This is a genomic window from Streptomyces sp. NPDC008121, from assembly GCF_042957155.1.
Classification (GTDB): Bacteria; Actinomycetota; Actinomycetes; order Streptomycetales; family Streptomycetaceae; genus Streptomyces.
The window spans coordinates 311,236-337,670 of sequence record NZ_JBIBHT010000003.1; the positions used below are offsets into that span (position 1 = coordinate 311,236).

At 73.2% G+C, this 26,435-nt stretch carries 18 protein-coding genes; 9 read left to right on the forward strand and 9 right to left on the reverse strand.

The window, feature by feature from the left end:
* Positions 1 to 13: 13 nt before the first annotated feature.
* The 5 genes from ACFZBD_RS11495 to ACFZBD_RS11515 form a co-directional block, all read right to left on the reverse strand.
* Complete coding sequence (locus tag ACFZBD_RS11495) at positions 14 to 1,435, reverse strand: FAD-dependent monooxygenase (protein ID WP_391139083.1); 1,422 nt, start codon at positions 1,433 to 1,435, stop codon at positions 14 to 16.
* Positions 1,436 to 1,445: 10 nt separating this feature from the next.
* Complete coding sequence (locus ACFZBD_RS11500) at positions 1,446 to 2,585, reverse strand: monodechloroaminopyrrolnitrin synthase PrnB family protein (RefSeq protein WP_391139085.1); 1,140 nt, start codon at positions 2,583 to 2,585, stop codon at positions 1,446 to 1,448.
* 171 nt (positions 2,586 to 2,756) lie between these two features.
* Positions 2,757 to 4,202 (reverse strand): MFS transporter, encoded by a 1,446-nt coding sequence (locus tag ACFZBD_RS11505; protein WP_391139087.1) that lies wholly within the window; start codon positions 4,200 to 4,202, stop codon positions 2,757 to 2,759.
* Between the two features lie 157 nt (positions 4,203 to 4,359).
* Positions 4,360 to 5,859, reverse strand: a complete 1,500-nt coding sequence (locus ACFZBD_RS11510) for a 4-hydroxyphenylacetate 3-hydroxylase N-terminal domain-containing protein (RefSeq protein ID WP_391139088.1) — start codon at positions 5,857 to 5,859, stop codon at positions 4,360 to 4,362.
* A gap of 215 nt (positions 5,860 to 6,074) precedes the next feature.
* Positions 6,075 to 7,064: a cupin domain-containing protein gene (locus ACFZBD_RS11515; protein ID WP_391139090.1), complete on the reverse strand. Its 990-nt coding sequence runs from the start codon at positions 7,062 to 7,064 to the stop codon at positions 6,075 to 6,077.
* 116 nt (positions 7,065 to 7,180) lie between these two features.
* Here ACFZBD_RS11515 and ACFZBD_RS11520 point away from each other — a divergent pair, with 116 nt between their 5' ends.
* From ACFZBD_RS11520 to glgB, 5 genes are all read left to right on the forward strand, one after another.
* Positions 7,181 to 8,122, forward strand: a complete 942-nt coding sequence (locus ACFZBD_RS11520) for an NmrA family NAD(P)-binding protein (protein WP_391139092.1) — start codon at positions 7,181 to 7,183, stop codon at positions 8,120 to 8,122.
* A gap of 299 nt (positions 8,123 to 8,421) precedes the next feature.
* Entirely contained in the window at positions 8,422 to 10,407 is a 1,986-nt protein-coding gene (locus tag ACFZBD_RS11525) for a maltotransferase domain-containing protein (protein ID WP_391139094.1), read from the forward strand.
* Entirely contained in the window at positions 10,404 to 12,131 is a 1,728-nt protein-coding gene (gene treS, locus ACFZBD_RS11530) for a maltose alpha-D-glucosyltransferase (protein WP_391139096.1), read from the forward strand. The genes ACFZBD_RS11525 and treS overlap by 4 nt, the downstream gene beginning before the upstream one ends.
* A gap of 240 nt (positions 12,132 to 12,371) precedes the next feature.
* Entirely contained in the window at positions 12,372 to 13,721 is a 1,350-nt protein-coding gene (locus ACFZBD_RS11535) for a maltokinase (protein WP_391139098.1), read from the forward strand.
* Between the two features lie 286 nt (positions 13,722 to 14,007).
* Positions 14,008 to 16,353, forward strand: a complete 2,346-nt coding sequence (glgB, locus tag ACFZBD_RS11540; protein ID WP_391139100.1) for a 1,4-alpha-glucan branching enzyme — start codon at positions 14,008 to 14,010, stop codon at positions 16,351 to 16,353.
* A 4-nt stretch (positions 16,354 to 16,357) separates the two neighbouring features.
* On the opposite strand, the gene ACFZBD_RS11545 is transcribed toward glgB, so the two are convergent.
* From ACFZBD_RS11545 to ACFZBD_RS11555, 3 genes are all read right to left on the reverse strand, one after another.
* A complete protein-coding gene (locus tag ACFZBD_RS11545; protein ID WP_391139664.1) occupies positions 16,358 to 18,577 on the reverse strand; it encodes a UvrD-helicase domain-containing protein in 2,220 nt (739 codons plus the stop codon).
* Between the two features lie 179 nt (positions 18,578 to 18,756).
* The gene (locus tag ACFZBD_RS11550) at positions 18,757 to 19,092 is read right to left on the reverse strand and encodes a thioredoxin domain-containing protein (protein ID WP_391139101.1); all 336 of its coding nucleotides are present in this window, start codon (positions 19,090 to 19,092) and stop codon (positions 18,757 to 18,759) included.
* 4 nt (positions 19,093 to 19,096) lie between these two features.
* Positions 19,097 to 19,489: a MerR family transcriptional regulator gene (locus ACFZBD_RS11555; RefSeq protein ID WP_391139103.1), complete on the reverse strand. Its 393-nt coding sequence runs from the start codon at positions 19,487 to 19,489 to the stop codon at positions 19,097 to 19,099.
* Positions 19,490 to 19,800: 311 nt separating this feature from the next.
* Between ACFZBD_RS11555 and ACFZBD_RS11560 the strand changes: the two genes are divergently transcribed.
* Positions 19,801 to 21,258: a glycoside hydrolase family 16 protein gene (locus ACFZBD_RS11560; protein ID WP_391139105.1), complete on the forward strand. Its 1,458-nt coding sequence runs from the start codon at positions 19,801 to 19,803 to the stop codon at positions 21,256 to 21,258.
* A gap of 260 nt (positions 21,259 to 21,518) precedes the next feature.
* Here ACFZBD_RS11560 and ACFZBD_RS11565 read toward each other — a convergent pair whose 3' ends face one another.
* Positions 21,519 to 22,877, reverse strand: coding sequence for a cation:dicarboxylate symporter family transporter (locus ACFZBD_RS11565; RefSeq protein ID WP_391139107.1), 1,359 nt, complete (start codon positions 22,875 to 22,877; stop codon positions 21,519 to 21,521).
* Positions 22,878 to 23,100: 223 nt separating this feature from the next.
* Here ACFZBD_RS11565 and ACFZBD_RS11570 point away from each other — a divergent pair, with 223 nt between their 5' ends.
* From ACFZBD_RS11570 to ACFZBD_RS11580, 3 genes are all read left to right on the forward strand, one after another.
* Positions 23,101 to 24,840, forward strand: coding sequence for an ATP-binding protein (locus ACFZBD_RS11570; RefSeq protein ID WP_391139110.1), 1,740 nt, complete (start codon positions 23,101 to 23,103; stop codon positions 24,838 to 24,840).
* The gene (locus ACFZBD_RS11575) at positions 24,837 to 25,538 is read left to right on the forward strand and encodes a response regulator (RefSeq protein ID WP_391139112.1); all 702 of its coding nucleotides are present in this window, start codon (positions 24,837 to 24,839) and stop codon (positions 25,536 to 25,538) included. The genes ACFZBD_RS11570 and ACFZBD_RS11575 overlap by 4 nt, the downstream gene beginning before the upstream one ends.
* Positions 25,539 to 25,811: 273 nt before the next feature.
* Complete coding sequence (locus ACFZBD_RS11580; protein ID WP_391139666.1) at positions 25,812 to 26,423, forward strand: XRE family transcriptional regulator; 612 nt, start codon at positions 25,812 to 25,814, stop codon at positions 26,421 to 26,423.
* Positions 26,424 to 26,435 lie beyond the last annotated feature (12 nt).

Consider the following 26,435-nt stretch of genomic DNA (forward strand, 5'->3'; position numbering starts at 1 on the left):
CCCGGACGGGGCGTCAGAGCGGCGCGCCCACCCGTACGGGGGGTGGGGCGGGGGCACCCGGACGGCGTGTGCCGTAGGGGGATCCCTGGTTGACGGCGGTCGGGTCGAAGGCTCCGGTGGCGGCATAGCGTGCGGCGATGGCGGCCAGTTCGTGAGCGGGGATCACCTCGTGGATGTCGGTGAAGCCGTGCGGCGCCCGCTGGTGGGCCAGGTTGATGACGACCTCGGGGCCGAGCCGGCGATTGGCCTGCTGCAGGGCCGTCATGGCGGGCCGGCGCTCCTCCTCGTAGGCGGCGAGGGCGACCGCCGGGTCACGGTGGCGGGCCAGCGCGTGGGCGAGGGCGCGGGCGTCGACGACGGACTGGGTGGCGCCGTTGGAGCCGATCGGGTACATCGCGTGGGCGGCGTCGCCCACCAGGGTGGTGCGGCCGTGGGTCCAGCGCTCCAGGGGCTCGCGGTCGACCATGGGGTACGCGTGCGCGGCGTCGGCGGCCCGCAGGATGCCGGGCACGCTGACGCCGTCGAACTCCCACCCCTCGAAGTGGTGCAGGAACGTTTCTACAGCGACGGCGCGGTTCCAGTCGCCCCGGTACTCCGCGCGCCGCTCCTCCCCCGCCGTGTCGTCGGCGGGGCGGGCGAGAGCCCAGTTGACCAGGACGGTGCCGTCCGGGTCCGAGGGCTCGGTCAGGGGGTAGACGACGGCCTTCTGGCGGTCGTCCCCGGCGATGAACATGGAGTCGCCGACGGCGCGGGCGGGCATCCGGGAGACCCCCCGCCACACCGTCATCCCGTTCCAGGGCGGGGCGCCCTCGCCCGGGTTGAGTGCGGCCCGGACGGCCGAGCGGATGCCGTCGGCGCCGATCAGGACGTCCGGTTCGAGGGAGGCCCGGCCCCGGGTGGTGCCGTCTCGGTGCTCCAGCTGGATGCGCGGGCGGCCGTCGGGCAGCGTCTCCGCGTGGGTGACGCGGACCCCCCTGATCAGGGCGGCGGGGCCGAGCCGTTCGCGTACCGCCTCGGCCAGGACCCGCTGGAGGTGGGCGCGGTGGACGGAGAGCTGGGGCCAGCGGTAGCCGGCGCCGAGCCCGCGCGGCTCGCGGGATATCAGGCCGCCCGAGCGGTGGTAGTAGCGCAGTTCGCGGGTGCGCACGGCGCCGGCCTCCAGGCGGTCGAGCAGGCCGAGCGCGTCGAGCTCGCGGACGGCGTTGGGCATCAGGTTGAGCCCGGCGCCGACCGGACGGCCGGTCCTGGCCGCCTCCACGACGGTGACGCGCTGGAATCCGGCGGCGTGCAGGGCGAGGGCGGTGGTGAGGCCCGCGATGCCGCCGCCGGCGACGACCACGTGCAGCAGTCCGCAGCCGGGCAGGTCGCACTCGTCGGACAGGACGTCCGACAGGGCGTCCGGCAGCGCGCCCGAGGAAGGTGTGTCGGTGTTCATCGGTCTCTCCTCACGCCGCCGACGTGCGGGCGCCCGCGACCGGCCGGGGGCTGCCCGTCGCCTGGCGCACCATGGTCTCGTTGTCCCGGGTCAGGTCGAGGATCGAGCGCAGCAGGACGATCGGGGCGCCGCCGCTGCCCTCGTCGTACAGCCGCAGGTCGTCGCGGTAGGCCTTGCGGGCGATCCCGATGTGGCGGGCGCGGAAGGTCTTGAGGATCTTCAGGACGCGGGCGAGGGCCTGCGCGGACGCCTCCAGCTGCGGGGGCAGCCGCTCGACGTTCTCCCAGCTGACGGCGGCGGACAGCTTGCTGACGGCGGAGACGCCGCCGATGTGCCGGGTATGGAAGTCCCGCCAGGACGGCAGGCTGTACTGCACGGAGTCGTCGAGGAAGGCGTCGTAGTCGGGGTGGGAGCGGTCGCACTGCCAGAGCGTCAGGTCGACCAGCCAGAGCGGGACCTGGGCGGCGGCGGGGCCGAGGTAGTCGCGCCCGGCGACCTCGACCTCCTCGAAGTAGGGGCGCAGGGTGAGCGCGAAGAACTCCGGGGTGACGTGGGCGACGGTGAAGTCGATGGAGTCGACCATCGACTGGACGTGGTGGGCGAGGCGGTCGAGGGCGACCGCGAAGCCGGGGTCGTACGGTTCCAGCCGGGCGAGGCGCGCGCAGGTGTCGAGCGCGGCCACCAGACCGGGGAAGGTCATCCGGACGGCCTCCTGGAGGTGCCCCTCCATGGGGTGCCCGGTGTACATCCGCTGGCGCGGGCCGAGCGGGTTCCAGGTGGTGTAGTGGTGCACGGTGTCCCGGGGCACCATGTCGGTGCGCCGGCCCAGGAGTTCGAGGATGGGCAGCACCTCGGGGACGGCGGCGACCGGCTGGACGCCGTGGCGTTTCAGCGAGCCGAGCAGGATGCCCAGGTCGCGCATGGCGGCCAGGGCGGCCTCCACGTTCCACTCGGCCGCCCGGTCCGGGTCGGGGACGAGGGTGCGCAGGGACACGACGAGCGCGGCGACGTCGGCGTCGGCGTTCATCGCGGGCAGCGCGGCGAGCAGGGCGTCGGCGCCGAGTGGATCGGCGGCGCGTATGTCGGAGATGCGGTAACGCGGATCGCCGCGTTCGTCGAGACCGGGCGCGACAAGGTCGTACAGGGTCAACGGAATGCCCCTCTTCGTGGTTTCGGTGTGCCTCGGGGGCGGTCGGTGCGGCTGCCGACGGTCGATGGTGCCCGGCTCCCCCCTGGACATCGTCCGAGGGTCCCCCATGGTCGGGGAGCCGAGCGCGTATCTCCCTGTCGGCAGACGCGCCCCTCCGGCGGGTCGCCGAGATCAGATGTGGTCACCCACGTGGTCACCGTGGGTCGGCTCGGCCGCCCGGTCCCGGCGCGGTGGCGCCGGGGCGGGGGCGGGGAGGCGCAGGCGTACCGAGAGCGTCGCGGCGACGGCGGCGAAGGCCGCGCCGACGAGGAGCGCGGCTCTGAAACCGGTGGTCTGGGCCGCTGCGGTGGCAGCGTCGGTACGGGTGGTGGCGATGGCCACCAGAACGGCAAGACCGAGCACCGACCCGAACTGCTGGGCGGTGTTGACGAGTCCGGATGCCAGGCCGGTCTCCTCGGGGGCTGCCTCGGCCGTGGCGGCCACATTGGTGGTGACCATGACCAGCGGCAGGGCGACGCCCAGCACCAGGCTGGGCGCGAGGACGGTGGTGAGGAAGGTGCCGCCGGCGGTGAGCGCGAGCGCCAGCCACAGGGTGCCGGCGCAGAGCAGCACGAAGCCGAGGGTCATGGTCCGGATCAGCCCGATCCGCAGGATGAGCCGGCCGGTCCGCGGGGCGACCGCGACGACGACCAGCGAGAGCGGCAGCAGCCCCAGGCCGCCGCCGAGCGGGGAGTGGCCGATGACGCTCTGCAGATAGAGGCTGACCAGGAAGAACATGGGAAAGAGCGTCATCTGGGCGAGGGCGCCGAGGACGTTGGCGAGCCGGAGCGCCGGACGGGCGAGCACGGCGGGCGGCACGAGGGGAGCGGCGGCCCGGGTCTCGATCACCGCGAACGCGGCGAGGAGGGCCAGCCCCGCGCCGCCGGTGCCGAGGGTACGGGGGGAGAGCCAGCCGGACTCGCCGCCCCCGACGAGGGCGTACGCGACGAGCCCGAGCCCGCCGGTGGCGGCGAAGGCTCCGGCGAGGTCGAAGTCCCGGGCGGCCCGGCGCCCGCCCGGTGCGAGGACGCGCGGGGCGAGGGCGACCAGGACGGCGGCGACGAGGACGTTGAGCCAGAACGTGGAGCGCCAGCCGAGGAGGTCGGTGAGGACGCCGCCGACCACGGTGCCGAGGACGCCGCCGAGGCCGCCCATGGCGGCGAAGGCGCCGAGGGCCTTGTGGCGGGCGGGGCCGTCCGGGAACAGGCCGAGGAGGAGCGCGAACGCGGCGGCCGCGGCGAGGGCGGCGCCGACGCCCTGGGCGGCGCGGGCGGCGACGAGGGTGGACGCGCCCGGGGCGAGCGCGCCGGCGGCAGAGGCGGCGGCCAGCACGCCGAGACCGGCGAGGAAGAGGCGGCGGTGGCCGAGGAGGTCGGCGGCGCGGCCGCCGAGCAGCAGCAGACCTCCGAAGGTGATCAGGTAGGCGTTGGCCACCCAGGAGAGGCCGGCCGAGCCCGACCCGAGGTCCTCGCCGATCGAGGGGAGGGCGACGTTGACGACCGCGGTGTCCAGGATGAGCAGCAGCTGCGTGGACGCGAGCAGCGCGAGGGCGCCGCGCGGGGAAGGAGAGGCACTCACCGCCGGACCTCCCGGCGCCGGACCGCCCGACCTGCCGACGGGGACGACGGCCGGGCCCGGGAGCCCCCGGTGTCGCCGTGCGTCTCCCGACCTGCCGACGGGGACGGCGGCCGGGCCCGGGAGCCTCCGGTGTCGCCGTGGGTCGCTCGGTGCGGGGTCACCGGCCGGTCCCGGGCGTCGTCCCCGTCGCCGGCCCGGCGGCCGGCCCCGGCGCGCCCGCCGCCGGCCCCGTCGTCGTCCCGAGGTCGTACCCGTCCAGGCAGGCCTGTGCCAGGCCCACGCAGTCGTCGGCGCCGCCCGCCCAGGTCTGCATCGTCAGATAGACGTGCGGGGCTCCCTGGTAGAAGCGCTCGTACTGCTCGTGGCGGCCGGCGAACTCCGAACCGAGGGCGTCCCAGGCGAGCTTCAGGAGCTTGAGCCGGTCCTCGGCCGGGTGGCCGGGGGCGCGGAAGTATCGGCGTACGAGCGGGCCCAGCTCCGGGTGGAGCAGGTCCCGTCCGCTGGCCGGGGTCTGGACGAGCGCCCCGCCGGCGAGCAGCTTGATGTCCTGGACGGCCCGCGGGTACAGCTCACCGGCCATGATCCGCTGGGCGAAGGAGATCTCCTGGCCCGGGCGCACCCCGCCCCGGCCCCCGTCGACCGGCTCCCACGACGCCTCCGCGGCGAGGACGAACGCCTTGGCCTGCGCGACCATGCCGAGGAGCCGTCCGATGGCCTGGGTGACCGGCGGCAGCGTGTCCGTGCCGTTGGACCGGGCGATGAGGATCGCGAGGCCGGTGAGGAACTCCAGCTTGGTCCAGAACCGGGTCGCCGACTGGTGGGTGAAGTTCAGATAGGCCGGGGTCTGCCACCACATCGCGGCGGTCGCGTCCACGTCCCGGTAGGTCAGCACCCGCTCCCAGGGGACGAACACGTCGGCGCAGACGAGCAGCGCGTCGTTCTCGTCGTACCGCGAGGAGAGCGGATGGTCGAAGACGGACCGGGCCCGCCCCTCGTACGAGGTCCGCGATATGAGCTTCAGGCCGGGGGTGTCCACGGGGACGGAGAAGGTGAGCGCCCGCTCGATGTCCTCCCGCGCCAGCGGCTCGATCGTCCCGACGAGGATCTCGTCGGCGAAGACGGCCCCGGTGCCGATGGTCTTGGCGCCGCGGACCACGATCCCGTCGGCGCGGTCCTGGACGACCCGGACCGTCAGGTCGTCCTCGCCGCGCCCGGAGGCCGGGTTGGTGATGGTGAAGGCGGAGTACAGCCCGCCCTCGGCGAGCCGGCGGTGGTAGGCCAGGGCGTTGTCGGCGCCGTCGAAGCACTCGGTGTCGAAGACGTGCGGGGCGGCGGCGAACCCGGCCGCGCCGGAGGCCATGTAGTCGGGGGTGCGGCCGAGGAAGCCGTAACTGGCCTCCGCCCAGGCCTTGTACGCCCGGCGGCGGGCGACCAGGTCCTCGTACGACCGGGGCACGGCGTAGGCGCGGTGCACCCCGCCCTGGACCAGGACGGGGGTCTGCGGGGAGTCGTGGGCGAGGTCGTAGAGCCCGGCGAAGGAGGCCGCGGTGGCCCGGAAGGCGGGGTGAGCGGTGACGTCCTTGATCCGCTCTCCGTCGAGCCAGATCTCGCGCCCGTCGCGCAGCGCCTCCAGATAATCCTGCCCGGACCTCGTCACCGCTTATCGCCTCTCCTCGTCTGTCATGGCTCTGCCGCCTTGAGCCTCCATGGCTCGGGGGGCGAGGGCAATGAACGTCCGTCCAGCGGTCCTTAAGAACCGGCCAGTCGTCTTCCGGTCATGCGGCTTTTGCCCGGATCATGGACGCGGTCCACCCGGGGCCGCGTCCCGCGCGGGCCGCCGGAGGGGTTCGCGCCAGGTCAGGGCGCCTGCGGTCAGGCCGCGTTGTCGACGCCGGAGCGGTACTCCCCCGGCGTCATGCCGAACCATTTCCGGAAGGCGAGGTGGAAGCCGACGGCGCTCTGGTAGCCGACCCGGGGCGGGACCGCGGACTGCGGGATCGAGGTCTCCGTGAGGAGCCGGGCCGCCTCCTGCATCCGCCGGCCCGTGAGGTGGCGGGCCGGCGCCTCGCCGACCAGTTCGCGGAAGGCGGCGGTGAACGCGGAGCGGGACATGCCGACCTCGCGAGCGAGGGACTCGATGGTCCAGGGTTCGGCGAATCGGGTGGCGATCATGACCAGGGCCCGGCTGATGCCGGGGTGGCGGAGCACCGGCAGCGCGTCCGGGTTGTCGGTCAGCTCGCGCAGCAGCGGGCGCAGGGCGAGCACGAGGGCCATCTCGAAGGCGCGCAGGGTGATCAGCCGGTCCCCCGGGCCGAGGGGCCGGGCGGGGTCGGCGAGCAGCCGGAGCGTGTCGCGGAGCAGCGGTTCCCGTTCGACCTGTGTGCCGTCGAGGACCAGCGCCCAGGGCAGCGAGGTGTAGAGGCCGGTGGCGGCGCTGGCGTCGTAGTGGAGCCCGGCGCACAGCAGCCGGCTCTCGGTGCCGGTGCCGTCGATGACGATCTCGCCGGAGGTGCCGGGCTGGCGCTCGGGCAGGACCGCCTTGAGCGGCAGGCCCTGACGGTCGGGGCGGTCGGAGAGCCGGTGGGCGGTGCCGGTGGGGAAGACGATGAGATCGCCGGCGCGCAGCTCCAGGGGGGTCTGGCCCTCGCCGGTGATCCAGCAGCCGCCCTCGACGAGGTAGTGCAGCACGGCACAGCTCTGCTCCGCGTCGCCCTCGATGGCCCAGGGCGCGCGGACGTGCCACCGGCTGTCGAAGACGCCGGTGAGCCGGAGCGGTTTCAGCAGTTCGCTCAGGAGATCGTCGCGCTGGTCGTCGCGCTCCTCCCCATGCCGGTCGTGACAGTCGGTTCCCACGGTGTCCATGGACGATCCTTCAACTTCCGCCCCGGTTTGTTAATTGAACGGCCGAAGCCGCCGCCGCCAGCCTGAGAGAGCCGTCACGGCAGCAGTCACAGCCTATCGAAGGGCCTCAACGACACATGTCCAGTCAGATTCCGATGCGGGTGGCGGTCGTGGGAGCGACCGGCTTCCAGGGGGGCGCGGTGGCGCGCCTGCTGGCCGAGCGGCACCACCGGGTCCGTACGCTCACGCGCCGTCCGGAGGGCGATCGCCCGCCCCTGCCGGGCGCCTCCTATGTCGCGGGCGACCTGGCGAGCGCCGCGGACGTGCGGCGGCTGTTCGAGGGCATGACCCATGCCTCGGTGGTGATGCCGCTGGTGTACGAGCCGGAGCGGGTCCGGCTGTACGCGCGGAACATCGCGCTCGCCGCCCTGGAGGCCGGGATCGTCCGCCTGGTCTACAACGCGAACACCCGCGTGCCGCAGGGCCCGACCTCGGTGGCCGCGTTCGAGACCCGGCGGATCGCCGAGGCGGTCTTCCGGGACTGCGGCGTCCCGCTGGTGGTCGTCAGACCGCCGGTCTACCTGGACAACCTCTTCTCGCCGTGGAACGGTCCGGCGCTGGTCAACGACGGCGTGCTGGCCTATCCGCTGCCCGAGCACACCCCGGCGGCCTGGATCTCGCACCGGGACCTGGCGGAGGCGGTGCTCGCGGCGCTGACCGGGGAGGGCCTGGACGGACGTACGTTCGACATCGGCGGGGCCCGGTCGATGACGGGAGCCGAGCTGGCGGCGGCGTTCGGCCGGGGCCTGGGGCGGGCGGTGCACTATCTGCCGCTGCCGCCCGAGGCCTTCGAGCGCGGGCTCGCCCAGCTGCTCGGGCCGAAGGCGGCGGCCGGGGTCGCGGGGATCTACCACTACATGGCGACGGGAGCCGATCCGCTGCTCCTCGCGGCCGACGACGGGGTCGCCGCCGAGGTGCTCCGGGTGAACCCGGCGCCGGTGGAGGAGTGGGTGACGCGTCAGCCGTGGCAGGTGTGGTCCACGGACGCGGAGGAGCCCTCGGCGTCGCCCCAGGGCTGACCCGATCGGCCCTGTGCGGGCTTTTTCTCCCGGCCGGCCCCGTCCTCGCAGGACGGGGCCGGTTTCTTGTGGCCGGGGAGTGCTTGTCCCCGCGGCTACGTCCGAGTAGTTAACAAAGCGCCGGATTGCCCGCCCGGAAACCGAGGAAGGCTCCTCCGGTACACCCCGTAGACCCGCCATCCGAGTGAACGCGGACAGGAGCGGCCATGCCCGCAACCCGCCAGCCGTCGACGGAGCTACAAAGAGCGCACCACCACCCGCACCCCCGCAAACCCTCAGGTGATGCTGTGAATCCGCTCATGGGACGTATTCCCGTACTGGACGTCCGCCCGCTGGTCGACTGTGGCCGCCGGCCCGCGAAGGCGGTGGCCGGGGAGACCTTCGAGGTCACGGCGACCGTCTTCCGCGAAGGCCACGACGCGGTCGCCGCCAATGTCGTGCTGCGCGGTCCGTCCGGCCGCCCCGGGCCGTGGACCCCGATGCGCGAACTCGCACCCGGCACGGACCGCTGGGGCGCCGAGGTCACCCCGGACGCCGAGGGCCTGTGGACCTACACGGTCGAGGCCTGGAGCGACCCGGTGGCCACCTGGCGCCACCACGCCACGATCAAGATCCCGGCCGGGATGGACACGGAGCTGGTGCTCGCCGAGGGCGCCGAGCTGCACGAGCGCGCCGCGAAGGGGGTGCCGAAGAAGGGCGGGGGACGCGAGGCCGTCCTCGCGGCCGTGGACGCGCTGCGCGACGAGTCCCGTTCGGCGTCCGCGCGGCTCGCGGCGGCGCTGGCGCCGCAGGTGACCGAGGCCCTGGACCGCCATCCGCTGCGCGAACTGGTCAGCGCCTCCCCCGCGTTGCCGCTCCAGGTGGAGCGGGAGCGGGCGCTGTACGGCTCGTGGTACGAGTTCTTCCCGCGTTCGGAGGGCGTGCGGAAGGTCCGCGGCCGGACCGTCCCGGGGACGTTCCGTACGGCGGCGGACCGGCTGCCGGCGATCGCGGCGATGGGCTTCGACGTCGTCTACCTCCCGCCCATCCACCCCATCGGCACCACCCACCGCAAGGGCCCCAACAACTCGCTTTCGGCGAGCCCGGGCGACGTGGGCGTGCCGTGGGCGATCGGCTCGCCGGAGGGCGGCCACGACGCGGTCCACCCGGATCTGGGGACGATCGAGGACTTCGACGCCTTCGTGACCCGGGCCCGGGAGCTGCGTCTGGAGATCGCGCTGGACTTCGCCCTGCAGTGCTCCCCCGACCACCCGTGGGTGGAGAAGCACCCGGAGTGGTTCCACCACCGGCCGGACGGTTCGATCGCGTACGCCGAGAACCCGCCGAAGAAGTACCAGGACATCTATCCGATCGCCTTCGACCGGGACATGGACGGCATCGTCGCGGAGACGGTGCGGGTGCTGCGGCACTGGATGGACCACGGGGTGCGGATCTTCCGCGTCGACAACCCGCACACCAAGCCGGTCGTCTTCTGGGAGCGGGTGATCGGCGAGATCAACCGGGCCGACCCGGACGTGATCTTCCTGGCGGAGGCGTTCACCCGGCCCGCGATGATGCGCACGCTGGGCGCTGTCGGCTTCCAGCAGTCGTACACGTACTTCACCTGGCGCAACACCAAGCAGGAGCTGACGGAGTACCTCACCGAGCTGTCCGGCGACGTGGCCGCCTCCATGCGGCCGAACTTCTTCGTCAACACCCCCGACATCCTGCACGCCTACCTCCAGACGGGGGGCCGGCCGGCCTTCGAGGTGCGCGCGGTGCTCGCGGCGACCCTGTCGCCGTCCTGGGGCATGTACGCCGGGTACGAGCTGTGCGAGGGCACCGCCCTGCGCGACGGCAGCGAGGAGTACCTCGACTCGGAGAAGTACCAACTCAAGCCGCGCGACTGGGAGTCGGCGGAGCGCTCGGGCGCGTCGATCGCTCCGCTGATCACCACGCTCAACCGGATCAGGCGCCGCCACCCGGCTCTGCGCCGCCTGCGGAACCTCACCTTCCACACGACGGACAACGACCGGGTGATCGCCTACAGCAAGCGGTCGGGTTCGAACACCGTTCTGGTGGTCGCCAACCTCGACCCGCACCACACCCAGGAGGCCACGGTCTCGTTGAACATGCCGGAACTCGGCCTCGACTGGCACGAGACCGTACCGGTGCGCGACGAGCTCACCGGCGAGACCTATCACTGGGGCAGAGCCAACTATGTGCGCCTCGAGCCGGGCGTCAGGCCCGCGCACGTCCTCGCTCTGCGACCGTCCCCGTCGATCGGAGGGTCACCCACCTCATGACTGTCAACGAACCCGTCCCCGACACCTTCGAGGACACGCCCGCAAAGGACCGTGACCCGGACTGGTTCAAAAGGGCCGTCTTCTACGAAGTGCTCGTGCGGTCCTTCCAGGACAGCAACGGCGACGGCGTAGGCGACCTCAAGGGCATCACCAGCAGGCTGGACTATCTGCAGTGGCTGGGCGTCGACTGCCTCTGGCTGCCGCCGTTCTTCAAGTCGCCGCTGCGGGACGGCGGCTACGACGTCGCCGACTACACCTCCGTGCTCCCGGAGTTCGGCGACCTCGCGGACTTCGTGGAGTTCGTGGACGCGGCGCACCAGCGCGGGATGCGGGTGATCATCGACTTCGTCATGAACCACACGAGCGACCAGCACCCGTGGTTCCAGGAGTCCCGCACCGATCCCGACGGGCCGTACGGCGACTACTACGTCTGGGCCGACGACGACAAGCAGTACCCGGACGCCCGGATCATCTTCGTCGACACCGAGACGTCCAACTGGACCTTCGACCCGGTCCGCAAGCAGTACTACTGGCACCGGTTCTTCTCGCACCAGCCGGACCTCAACTACGAGAACCCGGCGGTCCAGGAGGAGATCCTCTCCGCGCTGAAGTTCTGGCTCGACCTGGGCATCGACGGCTTCCGCCTCGACGCCGTGCCGTACCTGTACCAGCAGGAGGGCACGAACTGCGAGAACCTCCCCGCGACGCACACCTTCCTGAAGCGGGTCCGCAAGGAGATCGACGACCACTACCCCGACACGGTGCTGCTCGCCGAGGCGAACCAGTGGCCGGAGGACGTGGTCGACTACTTCGGCGACTTCCCCTCGGGCGGCGACGAGTGCCACATGGCGTTCCACTTCCCGGTGATGCCGCGGATCTTCATGGCGGTACGGCGCGAGTCGCGCACCCCGGTGTCGGAGATCCTGGCCAAGACCCCGGCGATCCCGGACGGCTGCCAGTGGGGCATCTTCCTGCGCAACCACGACGAGCTGACGCTCGAGATGGTCACCGACGAAGAGCGCGACTACATGTACGCGGAGTACGCCAAGGATCCCCGGATGCGGGCCAACATCGGCATCCGGCGGCGGCTCGCCCCGCTCCTCGAGAACGACCGCAACCAGATGGAGCTGTTCACCGCCCTGCTCTTCTCGCTGCCCGGTTCGCCGGTGCTGTACTACGGCGACGAGATCGGGATGGGCGACAACATCTGGCTCGGCGACCGGGACGGGGTCCGCACCCCGATGCAGTGGACGCCCGACCGGAACGCGGGATTCTCCTCCTGCGACCCCGGCCGGCTGTCACTTCCGGCCATCATGGACCCGGTCTACGGCTATCAGGTCACCAATGTCGAGGCGGGCATGGCCTCCCCGTCCTCGCTGCTCCACTGGACGAAGCGGATGATCGAGATCCGTAAGCAGAACCGGGCGTTCGGACTCGGCTCGTACACCGAACTCCCCTCGTCCAACCCGGCCGTGCTCGCCTTCCTGCGGGAGTCCGCCCCCGAGGAGGGGATGGACGCCGACCTCGTGCTCTGCGTGAACAACTTCTCGCGGTTCGCGCAGCCGACCGAACTGGACCTGCGCCGGTTCGCCGGGATGAGCCCGGTGGAGCTGATCGGCCAGGTGCGGTTCCCGGCGATCGGCCAGTGGCCGTACCTGCTGACCCTCGCGGGGCACGGCTTCTACTGGTTCCGGCTGAAGAAGGCGCGTTCTCCGCGCGATTGACGGAAATCCGGTCAAGTGCCCCGGGTGAAGCGGGTTTCCGCCGCGCCTCCCGGGGCACTGTGACCCACACACCCCTCAGCCCCTCGGGGGGGATTCAGGTCCATACGGGCCTTCTTGTCGGGCCCATACGGATCTTCCCTCCCGACACGTCCCGCACATCCGGACAGCCGAAGCCGCCATCCGGGACACTCTGCGCATTTGAACTCGATTCTGCGCCCCCCGGGGAAAGGACGCGATGCCATGCCGGAGACCGCATCCACCACCCGGGCCCCGGCCGCCCTCCTCCCGTCACTCGCTCCCCTGCTCCATGAATGGCTGCCCCGGCAGCGCTGGTTCGCGGGCAAGGGAAGGCGGGTCACCGGATTCACGCTGGAAGCGGCCACCGAGCTGCTGCCGCTGGACGGCACGGGACCCGGGCTGCTGCATCTGCTGGTACGGGTCGAACAACCGGCCCGCCCGGCGGGTACACCCGCCGACTGCTACCAACTGCTCCTCGGCGTCAGGTCACAACTGCCGCCGCGCCTCGCCCCCGCCCTGATCGGGCGGATCCGCCAGGGACCCCTGGCCGGGCGGGCCGTCTACGAAGGGCTGCGCGACCCGCGGCTCGCCGGGCTGCTCTACGAACGCCTGCGCACCCCGGGCCGGATCGGGCCGCTCCGGTTCCACCGGACCACCGAGCTGCCCCCCTCGCTCGCCCCCCGCGTCCTCGACGCCGAGCAGTCCAACTCCTCGCTCGTGTACGGCGAAACGTACATCCTGAAGATTTTCCGCCGGGTCAGCCCCGGCACCAATCCGGACCTTGAGCTGCCCCTGGCACTGGCCAGGGAGGGCTGCGCGCGGGTGCCCGCGCCGGTCGCCTGGTTCGAGTCGGGGGCCGGCACCCTCGGCGTACTCCAGCCGTTCCTGCGGGACTCACGGGACGGCTGGCGGCTCGCGCTCGACGCGCTGGCGCTGGGGCGGGAGTTCACCACCGAGGCGCACGCGCTCGGCCGCGCCACGGCGGAGGTGCACCTGGCACTGGCGACGGCGCTGCCGACCGAGCGGCTGCGGAAGTCCGAGACGGATGACCTGACCGCGGCGATGGACCAGCGCCTGCACGCGGCGGCGCAGGCCGTCCCGGCGCTGCTGCCGTACGTCCCCGGTCTGCGGGCCGTCTTCGCGGCCGCGGGCGACACGGCGGCGGAGGGCCGGCTGCAGCGGATCCACGGCGACCTGCACCTGGGGCAGACCCTCCGGGCCGCGGACGACGGCTGGGCGGTGATCGACTTCGAGGGGGAGCCCGCGAAGCCGCTCGCCGAACGGTGCCGTCCACAGCCGGCCGTCCGGGACGTGGCGGGCATGCTCCGCTCCTTCGACTACGCGGCCCGGACCCACCGCCCCTGGAACGCCGCGTGGGCGGCCCGCTGCCGCGATGCCTACTGCGCGGGCTACGCCGAGGTCTCCGGCACGGACCCCCGTTCCGACCCGGCGCTGCTGCGCGCCTACGAGACCGACAAGGCCGTCTACGAAGTCGTCTACGAGGCCCGCCACCGCCCGGACTGGCTCCCGGTCCCGATGGCGGCGATCCACCGCCTGGCGGGAGCGGAGTGACGGCCCGGCCCGCTCCGTGCCCCGGGGGCCCACCGGCCCCCGGGCCGGGGCGGACACGGACGGCGGCCTTCCGGGCGCGGTCGTCCCCCGACGCGCCGCACCATGAGGACAGGCGTCCGACCGGGCCGCGCACCCCGGCGGCCATGCCCGCGCGCCCGCTACCCGTTCGGCCGAGTGTCCTGCGCGGGACGGGCCGCGTTGCGGTTGCGTGGGCGTCGCCGTCCCCCCGTGGCCCCCGCACGTCCCCGCTCCCCTCCCCTTCCGACTCGCCCCAGGAGGCAACCCCGTGACCGCCCGATCCGCACGCAAGACGGCCCGCACCACGACCGACGAAGTGCCCTCGGCGAAGACCACCACCAAGGTCGCGCCGAAGGTCACGCCGCCGGCCGCGGCCAAGACGCCGGCGCCCCGCGCGGAGGCCGGAGGAGACCGCGGCGTGCGCAAGGCGCCGCCGCTCGGCGCGGAGGACCGGGCCCGGCTGCTCGCCGGGGAGCACCACGACCCGCACGCCCTGCTCGGCGCCCACCCCGTGCGCGGCGGCGTGGCGATCCGGGTGCTGCGCCCGTACGCCCGTGAGGTCACGGTGGTCGCCAAGGGGAAGCGGGTCGCGCTGCACGACGACGGCGACGGGCTCTTCTCGGGGCTGCTGCCGCTGCTGCGCAAGATCCCGGAGTACGAGCTGCGGGTGCGGTACGACGGCGACGAGCTGGTCGTGCAGGATCCCTACCGCTTCCTGCCGTCCCTCGGGGACCTCGATCTGCACCTGATCGGCGAGGGACGCCACGAGGAGCTGTGGAAGGCGCTCGGCGCCCGCCCCCTGACCCACCAGGGCGTGTCCGGGACCCGGTTCACGGTCTGGGCGCCGAACGCGCGCGGGGTGCGGGTCACCGGCGACTTCACCCACTGGGACGGGACGGCGCTGCCGATGCGCTCCCTCGGCGCGACCGGTGTCTGGGAGCTGTTCGTGCCCGGCGTCGGCGAGGGCGCGGTGTACAAGTTCGACATCGCCCGGCCCGACGGCTCCCACACCCTGCGGGCCGACCCGATGGCCCGCCGCACCGAGTGCCCGCCGAACACCGCCTCCGTCGTGACGGACTCGCACCACACCTGGGACGACGCGGAGTGGATGGCGAGCCGCGGCGCCCGGCCGCACCACGAGGCGCCCTTCTCGGTCTACGAACTGCACCTGCCGTCCTGGCGTCCCGGGCTCACCTACCGGCAGCTGGCCGAGCAGCTCCCCGCGTACGTCCGCGACCTCGGCTTCACGCACGTGGAGTTCATGGCCGTCGCCGAGCACCCCTTCAGCGGCTCGTGGGGCTACCAGGTCACCGGCTTCTACGCCCCGACGGCGCGGATGGGCACCCCCGACGACTTCAAGTACCTCGTGGAGTCCCTGCACCGGGCCGGGATCGGCGTCCTGATGGACTGGGTCCCGGCGCACTTCCCGCGCGACGACTGGGCGCTCGCGGAGTTCGACGGCCGGCCGCTGTACGAGCACGAGGACCCGCGGCGCTCGGCGCACCCGGACTGGGGGACGCTGGAGTTCGACTACGGCCGCAAGGAGGTGCGGAACTTCCTGGTGGCCAACGCGGTGTACTGGTGCGAGGAGTACCACATCGACGGCCTGCGGGTGGACGCGGTGGCCTCGATGCTCTACCTCGACTACTCCCGTGAGCACGGCGAGTGGCTGCCGAACGAGTTCGGCGGGCGGGAGAACCTGGACGCGGTCGCCTTCCTCCAGGAGATGAACGCGACGGTGTACCGGCGGTGCCCGGGGGTCATCACCCTCGCCGAGGAGTCCACCGCCTGGGACGGCGTGACCCGGGCCACGGACCAGGTCGGCCCCGGCGGCTTCGGCGGTCTGGGCTTCGGCATGAAGTGGAACATGGGCTGGATGCACGACTCGCTCGGCTACGTGTCGAAGGAGCCGGTGCACCGCAAGTACCACCACAACGAGATGACCTTCTCGATGGTGTACGCGTACAGCGAGAACTACATCCTGCCGATCTCGCACGACGAGGTGGTGCACGGCAAGCAGGCGCTGGTCTCCAAGATGCCCGGCGACTGGTGGCAGCAGCGCGCCAACCACCGCGCCTACCTCGGCTTCATGTGGTCCCACCCGGGCAAGCAACTCCTGTTCATGGGCCAGGAGTTCGCCCAGGGCGCGGAGTGGTCGGCGGAGCACGGGCCGGACTGGTGGCTGCTCGACCCGTCGTACGGCGCGGAGGCGGACCACCGTGGCGTGCGGGACCTGGTGCGCGATCTGAACACGGTGTACGGCGGGACGCCGGCGCTGTGGGAGCGGGACACCTCCCCGGAGGGCTTCCAGTGGGTGGTGGGGGACGCGGCCGAGGACAACGTCTTCGCCTTCCTCCGCTACGACGCCGAGGGCTCGCCGCTGCTGGCGGTCTGCAACTTCTCGCCGGTGGTACGGCAGGACTTCCGGCTCGGTGTCCCCGAGTCGGTGGCGGCCTGGTCGGAGGTGCTCAACACGGACGCGACGCGGTACGGCGGCAGCGGCGTGGAGTGCACCGACCCGGTGAAGACCGAGTCGGTGCCGTCCCACGGCCGTCCGGCGAGCGTGCGGATGACGCTGCCGCCGCTGGCGACGGTGTGGCTGCGTCCGGCGTGACGGTTCACTCCGCCCGGATCACGCCCAGTCGCTGAGTGGCCCGGGTCAGCGCCACGTACAGGTCGTTGGTGCCGTGCGTGGCGCCGGCCCGGATGGCGTCCGGGTCGACGACGAGGACCGTGTCGAACTCCAGGCCCTTGGCCTGCCGGGGGCCGAGCAGGACCACGGGCCGGGTCAGGTCGGGGGCCGGGCCGTGCGAGGCCTCGGGGAGCGCGGCCGTGAGCGCCGGGTGCAGCTCCGACGGGGCGATCACCGCGAGGCGTCCCTCGGTGCGCGGCTCGGCGGCGACCGCGTCGGCGGTCTCCTTCACCGGGTCGGACACCGTCCGCTCCCAGGGTTCGACGCCCGTGGAGCGGACCGAGCGGGGCGGTTCGAAGCCGGGGTCGGCCTCGCGCCGGACCTCGGCGGCGACCGCCATGATCTCCGCGGGGGTGCGGTAGTTGACCCCTAGCCGGACGAGGTCCCAGCGGTCCTCGACGTAGGGCGCGAGGATCCTCTCCCACGAGCCGACGCCGGCCGCGTCGCCGGTCTGGGCCGGGTCGCCGACGAGGGTCATGGAGCGGGTGGGGGTGCGGCGCATCAGCAGCCGCCAGGTCATGGCGGACAGTTCCTGCGCCTCGTCGACGATGATGTGGCCGAAGGTCCAGGTGCGGTCGGCGGCGGCGCGCTCGGCGGCGCTGCGGTGGTCGGCCTCCTCGTGGCGTTCGGCGAACCGCTCGGCGTCGATGATGTCGTGCGCGGAGAGGACTTCGGAGGCGTCCTTGTCCTGCTCCTCCTTGTCCTCGAACTCGTAGGTGCGCGAGGCGAACGAGACGTCGAGGACGCCCTGGGCGTACTGGATCTGCTTCTGCCGTTCGGCCTCCTCGGCGGCGCGGGCGGCCGCGTCGTCGTGGCCCAGGAGTTCGGCGGCCTCGTCGAGCAGGGGCACGTCGCCCGCGGTCCACGGTCCGCCGTCGCGGCGGATGGCGTCGGCGTCCGCGTCGGACAGGTGCGTGGGCTCGGCGAGGTAGTCGGCGAGGAAGCCTTCCGGGGTGAGCGGCGGCCAGAGGGTGTCGATGGCGGCATGGACCTCGGGGTTGGCGGCGACGCCCTTGGCGAGCAGGGCGAGGTCGTCGGCGCCGAGGAAGTTGGGGCCGCCGTAGGGGTCGGCGCCGATGTGGTCGGCGAGCTGCGCGGCGAGCGCGTCGAGGAGGTGGAAGACGAAGTACGGCCGGGCGAGGTTGTGGGGCAGGCGGGTCTCGCGGGCCTTGTGGCGGGCTTCGAGGGCCATGTCCCAGTCGATGGCCAGGTCTCCGTCGTCGTGCGGCACGACGAGGGGCGTCCCCCGGTCGGGGACCTGCTGACGGTCCCGTACCGCGGCGGCGAGCGCCTCGGCCATGGCGGCGTCGCCCTTGACCGCGGCGGCGCGCGGGGTGTCCGTGCCGGTGGCGCGGACGCCGGGGTAGAGCTCGCCGGGCGTGGCGAGGAGGACGCCGGTCTCGCCGAGCGAGGGCAGGACGTTGCCGATGTAGCCGAGGAAGGCGGGGTTGGGGCCGACGATCAGGACGGCCCGCTTGGCGAGCTGCTCGCGGTGCGCGTAGAGGAGGTACGCGGCGCGGTGCAGGGCGACGGCGGTCTTGCCGGTGCCGGGGCCGCCCTCGACGACGAGGACGCCTCGGTGCGGGGAGCGGATGATGCGGTCCTGCTCGGCCTGGATGGTCTGCACGATGTCGTGCATGCGTCCGGTGCGCGCGGCGTCGAGCGCGGCGAGCAGGACCTCGTCGGCGTCGCGGTTCTCGTGGCCGGTGCGGGTGGCGTCGGCGAGGTCGAGGACCTCGTCGTGCAGGGCGGTCACCCGGCGGCCCTGGGTGGTGATGTGCCGGCGGCGGCTGAGCCCCATCGGGGTGTGGCCGGTGGCGAGGTAGAAGGGGCGGGCGGCCTCGGCGCGCCAGTCGACGACGAGCGGCGTGCGGTGCGGGTCGTCCCGGCGGATGCCGATCCGGCCGATGTGGTGGTCGCGTCCGTCCTGGAAGACGAGCCGGCCGAAACAGAGGCCCGTCTCCCCGGCGTTGAAGGCCGCGAGCAGCCCGGACTGTTCGGCGACCCTCACGTCCCGCTCCAGGCGGCCCTGGCTGCTGCCCACCCCGGGGGTGCGCAGCGCCTGGTCGACGGCGGCCTCGGCCTGGTCCCTCAGGTCGTCGAGTCGCGCGTAGAGCTCCGTGATGAATTGCTGTTCATTCCGCATTTGCTCGGTTGACAATTCGACTCCTGGCGCGATACAGTGCGTCTATTGAACTTCTCCGTGGCCTTATCCGCAGACGATATGCGGACGCCAATGACGGACACGGAATCCATGAATATACGCGAAAGTGAACCCCGACTTCCATTCTAGTCGGGGTCTTTTTGTGCGCCAGGGAGAGAAGCTCAGGCCAGAACGCCCTCCAGCTCCTGGAGGAGCCGGCGCTTCGGGCGGGCCCCCACCATCGACATCAGCGGCGCGCCGTCCCGGAAGACCAGCAGGGTCGGCGTCGCCAGCACGCCGTACCGCAGGGTGGTCTCCGGATTCCGGTCCACGTCCAGCGTGACGATCCGCAGCCGGTCCGCCTCCTCCTCGGCCAGGGCGGCGAGCACCGGCGCCAGCTGACGGCACGGACCGCACCAGTCGGCCGTGAACTGCACCAGGACCGGCGGCCCCGACCGCAGCACCTCCGCGTCGAAGTCCGCGTCCGTGACCGCGTCGACTCCCCGTACGTGCACCATGTCGTCATCCTCCGAGTTCGCAGGTGGGTTCCGGACCGGCGGGCAGCTCCGCCTCGGCCCGCAGCAGCTGGGCGGCGACCTGTGCCCGCGCCGCTCGCAACTGGGCGACGAGCGCGTCCAGCTCGGCGAGCTTGCGCCGGTACACGTCGAGCGAGGCCGGGCACGCGTCGCCCGCCGGATGCCCCGCCCGCAGGCACTCCACGAACGGCCGCGTCTCCTCCAGCTCGAACCCGACGTCCTGCAGGGTCCGGATCTGCCGGAGCAGACGGAGGTCGCCCTCGTCGTAGGTGCGGTAGCCGTTCTCCGTACGCCGGGCGGCCAGGAGGCCACGGGACTCGTAGTACCGCAGAGTCCGCGTGGTCGTCCCGGCCCGCTCAGCCAGCTCGCCGATGCGCATGTCCCCGAACGTAGGCCTTGACGCCCGCGTCAAGGCAAGGGGGCGGGGGCGGCCGGCGTTCAGACGCTCGCGGGGACGGGGAGTCGTCAAGGGCGGCCACGGGGAGTCGTCAAGGGCGGCCACGGGACGCCCCCCGGAGGGACGCCGTCGTCGGCGGGGCGGTGGCGTGCGGAGGGGAGCCGACCGGGCGTGTTCAGGGGCCGAACGCACCCGACCCATTGACGGGGCCGTTGTCTCCAACTACAAAAGCTGTCTGAGAGCGCTCTCAACCCCCGCACACCCCGCGCACCATCGCCCCGGAGGTGTTCCCTTTGAGCCGCGTCAGACGCACTCCCCTGCTCGCCTCACTCCTCGCCGCCGCCCTCGCCGCGGGGGCCCTGCTCGGCCTCGGCGGGGCCGGCGCCGCCAGTGGCGCCGTGCCCCCGGCGCCGGGCTGGTCGCTCCAGTGGAGCGACGACTTCAACGGCCCCGACCGCGCGCTGCCCAACGGCGCCGACTGGCAGATCGACACCGGTCACGGCTATCCCGGCGGCCCCGGCAACTGGGGCACCGGAGAGATCCAGAACTACACCGCGAGCCCGGACAACCTGCGGCTCGACGGCACCGGCAACCTCCGGATCACCCCGCTCAAGGACGGCGCGGGGAACTGGACTTCCGCCCGCATCGAGACCAAGCGGGCCGACTTCAAGGCGCCCGCCGGCGGCACCCTGCGCATCGAGGGCCGGATCCAGATGCCGAACGTCACCGGGGACGCGGCGCTCGGCTACTGGCCGGCGTTCTGGGCGCTCGGCGCCCCCTACCGGGGCAACTACTGGAACTGGCCGGCCATCGGCGAGTTCGACATCATGGAGAACGTCAACGGCGTCAACTCCGTCTGGGGCGTGCTGCACTGCGGGGTGAACCCGGGCGGCCCGTGCGGCGAGACGACCGGCATCGGCGCCAGCCGGGTCTGCCCCGGCGCGAGCTGCCAGTCCGCGTTCCACACGTACCGCTTCGAGTGGGACCGCTCCGTCACCCCCAACGAGCTGCGCTGGTACGTCGACGACCAGCTCTTCCACAGCGTGAACGAGACCCGGGTGGGCGCCCAGGCATGGGCGGACATGACCAGCCACGCCGGGTACTTCATCCTGCTGAACGTGGCCATGGGCGGGGCGTTCCCGGACGCGCTGGCCGGGAAGACGCCGACGGCCGCGACCGTCCCCGGCCGGCCCATGCTGGTCGACTACGTCGCCGTGTGGACGCGGGGCGGCTCGACCACTCCCCCGCCCACCACCCCGCCGCCGACGACCCCGCCGCCCTCCGGCTCCTCGCAGCTCTACCTGCGGACGGGCGGGGGCGCCGGTGACGCGGCGGCCGCGTCGACGGTCTCCCTGGCCTCGGCCGGCGGCGGCAACCACGACGGGGCCCCGCACAGCCCCCAGGTCTTCACCTCGGGCCCGCTGACCCGGGCGTACAACGGCGGCTCCACCCAGTTCGACCTGTTCGTCGACGCCGGATCGGTGATCGCCAACGGGCAGCAGGTGCGGGTGAGTTACGACCGGACCGGCGACGGCAGCTGGGAGCGGACCGAGACGTACCAGTACTTCGCCACCGATCCCGTGCCGGGCTTCGAGCACTACACCCAGGCGCGGGGCCTGAAGACGGCGACCGGCAGTCACGGGGACCTGGTCGGCGGCCGGGTCAGGGTCGAGGTCTGGAACGCCATCGGGAACGGCCCGAGCACCCTCGGCACCGGCGACCGCTCGGTGGTCCGCATCCCCTTCGGCTGACGCCGCACACGAGGCCGCCCGGCGGCCTCCTCTCGGCCCCGCACAGGGGGCGGGGCCGAGAAGGCGGGACCGTGGAGGCGGGACCGTACGCGGAGAGACGACCCCGGCCGGGAGGGCGGCCGGGGTCGTCCCGTTCGTGTCCGCGCCCGACCGGGAGAGCGGCCGCAGGCGGCCGGGCGGGGCAGCGTCCGGCCGGGAGAGCGGCCGGAGGTGGCCGGGCGGGGCAGCGCGGCGGCGGTTTGCGCCGCCGCCGGACACGGTCAGACGCCCGCGCGGACCTTCTCCCCCCCTCCCTCGGCGCGCTGGTCCGGCATCTCCGAGGAGGCGGGCGCGTGGTCGTCGACCAGGGTCTTCTCGTCGAAGGGGACCCGCCCCGCCAGGACCTCGGTGACCCGCTCGCGGTCGATCTCCTTGGTCCAGGTGCCGACCAGCACCGTCGCGACCGCGTTGCCGGCGAAGTTCGTCAGCGCGCGGGCCTCACTCATGAAGCGGTCGATGCCGACGATCAGGCCGACGCCGTCGACCAGGTCGGGGCGGTGCGACTGCAGTCCGCCCGCGAGGGTGGCGAGGCCGGCGCCGGTCACGCCCGCCGCGCCCTTCGAGGCGATCACCATGAAGACGAGGAGGGAGATCTGCTCGGCGACCGAGAGGGGGTTGCCCATGGCCTCGGCGACGAAGAGGGAGGCCATCGTCAGATAGATCGCGGTGCCGTCCAGGTTGAAGGAGTAGCCGGTGGGCACGGTGATGCCGACGACCGGCTTGCTGACGCCCAGGTGCTCCATCTTCGCGATGAGCCGCGGCAGCGCCGACTCGGACGACGAGGTGGAGAGGATCAGCAGGAACTCCCGGCCGAGGTACTTCAGGAGCGACAGGATGTTGACCCCGGCGACGAGCCGCAGGATCGCGCCGAGCACCACGAAGACGAAGAGGGCGCAGGTCACGTAGAAGCCGATCATGATGACGGCGAGCGACTTCAGGGCGTCGACGCCGGTCGCGCCGACCACGGCCGCGATCGCGCCGAACGCGCCGATCGGCGCGACCCACATGATCATGGCGAGGATGCGGAAGACCAGCCGCTGGATGTGCCCGATGCCGCGCAGCACCGGCTCCCCGGCCCTGCCCATCGCCTGGAGCGCGAAGCCCGCGAGGAGGGCGACGAGGAGGGTCTGGAGGACCTCGCCCTCGGTGAAGGCGGAGACCAGCGTCGTGGGGATGATGCCGAGCAGGAAGTCCACCGTGGACTCGTGCGCCCCGTCCGCCTGCTTGGCGCCCGCCTCGGCGACCTCCTTGGTGAGGTGCAGCCCCGAGCCGGGCTCCAGGAGGTTGCCGACGACCAGGCCGATGGCGAGGGCGACGGTCGACATCACGACGAAGTACCCGAGCGCGAGGCCGCCGACGGCGCCGACCTTCGCCGCCTTCCTGACCGAGCCGACGCCGAGGACGATCGTGCAGAAGATGATCGGCGAGATCATCATCTTGATCAGGTTCACGAAGCCGGTGCCGAGCGGCTTCAGCTCGACGGCGACTCCCGGGGCCAGGAAGCCGACGGCGATGCCGAGCACCACTGCCGCGATGACTGCGAGATACAGGTAATGGGTACGGTCCCGTCGTGCGGCCACGGGGTCCTCCTCGTGCTGGGGTGTGTCCACGTCCCGGTGGATCCCCGCGACTATCCATCAGCCTGTGACCGGGGTCACCCTTGCGTTCCTTTCGTTCACGCCCCGCGCGCGCGGGCCGACCGCGCGGGTCGGGTCGGGGTCCGCGCCGGCGCCCGCCCGCGCCGGAGAACGATTCGGGAACGGGATTCCGCCGCACCCCCCGCGCCCAGGCACACTGGCCCGCATGCGCCTCCGTCTCCCCCGGCCCCGCAGCCTCGCCGGCCAGCTCTTCGCGATGCAGGTCGTGCTGGTGGCGGCGATCGTGGCCGGGTGCGCCGTCTTCGCGTACGTCACCGACCGCGCCCAGGCCGAGGAGACCGCGCGCCGGCAGTCCGCGGCGACCGCGTTGTCGGTCGCCGAGTCCCCCACGGTGGCGGCGGCGGCCCGGTCGGCGGACCCGACGGCGCTGCTCCAGCCGTACGCGGAATCGGTACGGCACCGCACCGGCGTCGCCTTCGTGGTGATCATGGCCCCCGACGGGACCCGCTGGACCCACCCCGAGCCGGGCCAGATCGGCCACACCTACCTCGGTCACATCGAGGAGGCCGCCCGGGGCGGGACCCTCTCGGAGACGCACCAGGGCGTCCTCGGCCCCTCGGTCCGCACGATCACGCCGGTGCGCGACCACGGCCGGGTGGTGGCGCTGGTCAGCGCGGGCATCACCATCGACACGATCAGCGAGCAGGTACGGGAGCAGGTCACGGCCCTGCTGGGCATGGCCGGCGCGGCGCTGGCCCTGGGCGGCGCGGGTACGTACGTGATCAACGCCCGGCTGCGGCGGCACACGCACGGGATGAACGCGGCCGAGCTGAGCCGGATGCACGACTACCACGAGGCCGCGCTGCACGCGGTGAGCGAGGGTCTCGTGATGCTGGACGGGCAGCGGCGGATCGCTCTGATCAACGACGGCGCCCGGCAGCTGCTGTCCCTCGACGCCGAGGTGGTGGGCACCCCGGCGACGGAGCTGGGGCTGCCGCTGCCGCTCACCGGTGCGCTGCTCGCCTCGGAGCCCCGGGTGGACGAGCCGCACCTCACGGCGGACCGGGTCCTCGTCGTGAACACTCGGCCGGTGGTGGGCGGGGAGCGGCGCGGCACGGTCGTCACGCTCCGGGACCGTACGGAACTACAGGCGCTGTCGGGCGAGTTGTCCTCCGAGCGGGGCTTCACCCAGGCGCTGCGCGCCCAGGCCCACGAGGCGGCGAACCGGCTCCACACGGTCGTCTCGCTGATCGAACTCGGCCGGGTCGACGAGGCCGTCGACTTCGCGACGGCCGAACTGGAGCTGGCGCAGGCGCTGACCGACCGGGTGGTCGACGCGGTCGGCGAACCGGTCCTGGCGGCCCTGCTCCTCGGCAAGGCGGCGCAGGCCAACGAGCGGGGGGTGGAGCTGGTGCTGACCGAGGACAGCCGCATCGACGACGGGCTGCTGCCCCCGGAGATCCCGTCCCGGGACCTGGTCACGATCCTCGGCAACCTGATCGACAACGCGGTCGAGGCGGCGAGCGCGGCCCCGGGCGGGGCGGGGGGCGCGGCCGGCCAGGGCGGCGGCGGTAAGCAGGGTGAGCCGCGTGATGCCGCTGGTGCGGGAGTGCAGGGCGGGTCCGATGACACCGGTGCGCAGGGCGGTTCGGGTGGCCGGCCGCGGGTCACCGTGACCGCCCGGGCGTGCGGCGGGGAGCTGCTGATCCGGGTCGGCGACTCCGGGCGCGGGATCCCGGAGGAGGACCGGGACGCGGTCTTCGAGCGGGGCTGGTCCACCCAGGGCTCCGGCCGGGGTCTCGGCCTCGCCCTGGTCCGGCAGGCCGCGGCCCGCGCGTCCGGGACGGTGCGCCTGGGCGGCTCCCCGGACGGCGGGGCGGAGTTCACCGTACGGCTGCCGCTGGACCGGCGGACGCGGACCGCCGCCACGGAGGTGACCGCGTGAGCCGGCCCGAGCCGCCCATCCGGGTGCTGGTCGTCGAGGACGACCCGGTCGCCGCGGACGCGCACGCCCTCTACGCCGGGCGCGTGCCGGGGTTCGTCGTCACCGGGGTCGCGCACTCCCGGGCCGCCGCCGTGCGGCTGCTGGAGCGGACACCGGTCGATCTGCTGCTGCTCGACCTCTACCTCCCCGACGGCCACGGCCTCCAGCTCCTGCGCGCGCTGCGCGCCGGCGGGCACTCTGCCGACGTCATCGCCGTGACCTCCGCACGCGATCTCGCGATCGTGCGCGAAGGGGTCTCGCTGGGCGTCGTGCAGTACGTGCTGAAACCGTTCACCTTCGCGACCCTGCGGGACCGGCTCACGCGGTACGCCGAGTTCCGGGCCGCGGCCGGGGAGGCGTCGGGGCAGGACGAGGTGGACCGGGCGCTCGCCACCCTCCGCACCCCGCGGCCCGCCGCGCTCCCCAAGGGGCTCAGCGCCCCGACCCTGGAGTCCGTCACCCGCGCCCTGCGGGACGCCCCGGAGGGGCTGACCGCCGCGGAGGCGGGGGCCGCCGTCGGGATCTCGCGGATCACCGCGCGGCGCTACCTGGAACACCTGGTGACCGAGGGGCGGGCGGCGCGGGCCCCGCAGTACGGGCAGATCGGCAGGCCGGAGCTGCAGTACCGCTGGATCACCACGACCCGACGGGGACCGTGAGGCACCCTTGCGGTCCGCGGGCGCGGTGATCTACGGTCCTGGGGTCGGCGGCCGCGCCACGCGCGTGGAACCGCCTCCCGAGCCGGGACGCGCCCCGCATGCCCGGTCCGGGCGGTTACCCGCGGGTTCCCACGTTTCTACGACTTCTGGCCTTGGGTGAACGCACCGTAGCCACTGCTCACGTTCCGCACCTACGGTGTCGGCGTGCAAGCCTCCCCGCCTCCTCCTCCGTTCAACGCCGCCGCGGCCCGCCGCCTGCGCGAGGGTCTCGGCATGGCGCCCGGCCATGTCGCCTACGGTCTGAGCGCCCAGTACGGCCTCGCCGTCTCCCCCGAGACCGTCGTCGCCTGGGAACGCGGCCGCCTCGCCCCGACCTCGCACGAGCTGACCGCGCTGGCCGGGGTCCTCTGGTGCGCCCCCGTCGAACTCCTCGCCGCCGCCACCACCCTGCGCGAGCACCGGATGGCCCGCGGCCTCGCCGCCGACGAGCTGGCCCGGCGCGTCGGCCTGGAGGCCCAGGCGTACCTCCGGATGGAGGAGTCGGGCCGCTGGCGCGGCAACGAACGGCAGACCGCCGCCCTCGCGGAGACCCTCGGCCTCGGGCCGCGCGCGCTGCTGACCGCGACCGGCCGGGACTCCGACCTCGCCGAGCTGCTGCGGGACGCGGCGACGACCCGCTGGCAGGCGTACGTCCGCCCGGCCGTGAAGATGCTGCCGCTGCCCAAGCGGGTCCTGGAGTCCGCCCTCCAGCGGCTGCACACCGACTACCACGCCCGGATGGCGGCGACGAGCAGCTGGGGCGCCCCGGGCGACAGCGGCGCCTCGGGCCGGGAGTTCCTCGACGGGATCGTGGACCACTTCTGGGCGGCGACCGGCGTCTCGTAGCGTGAGGGTGTG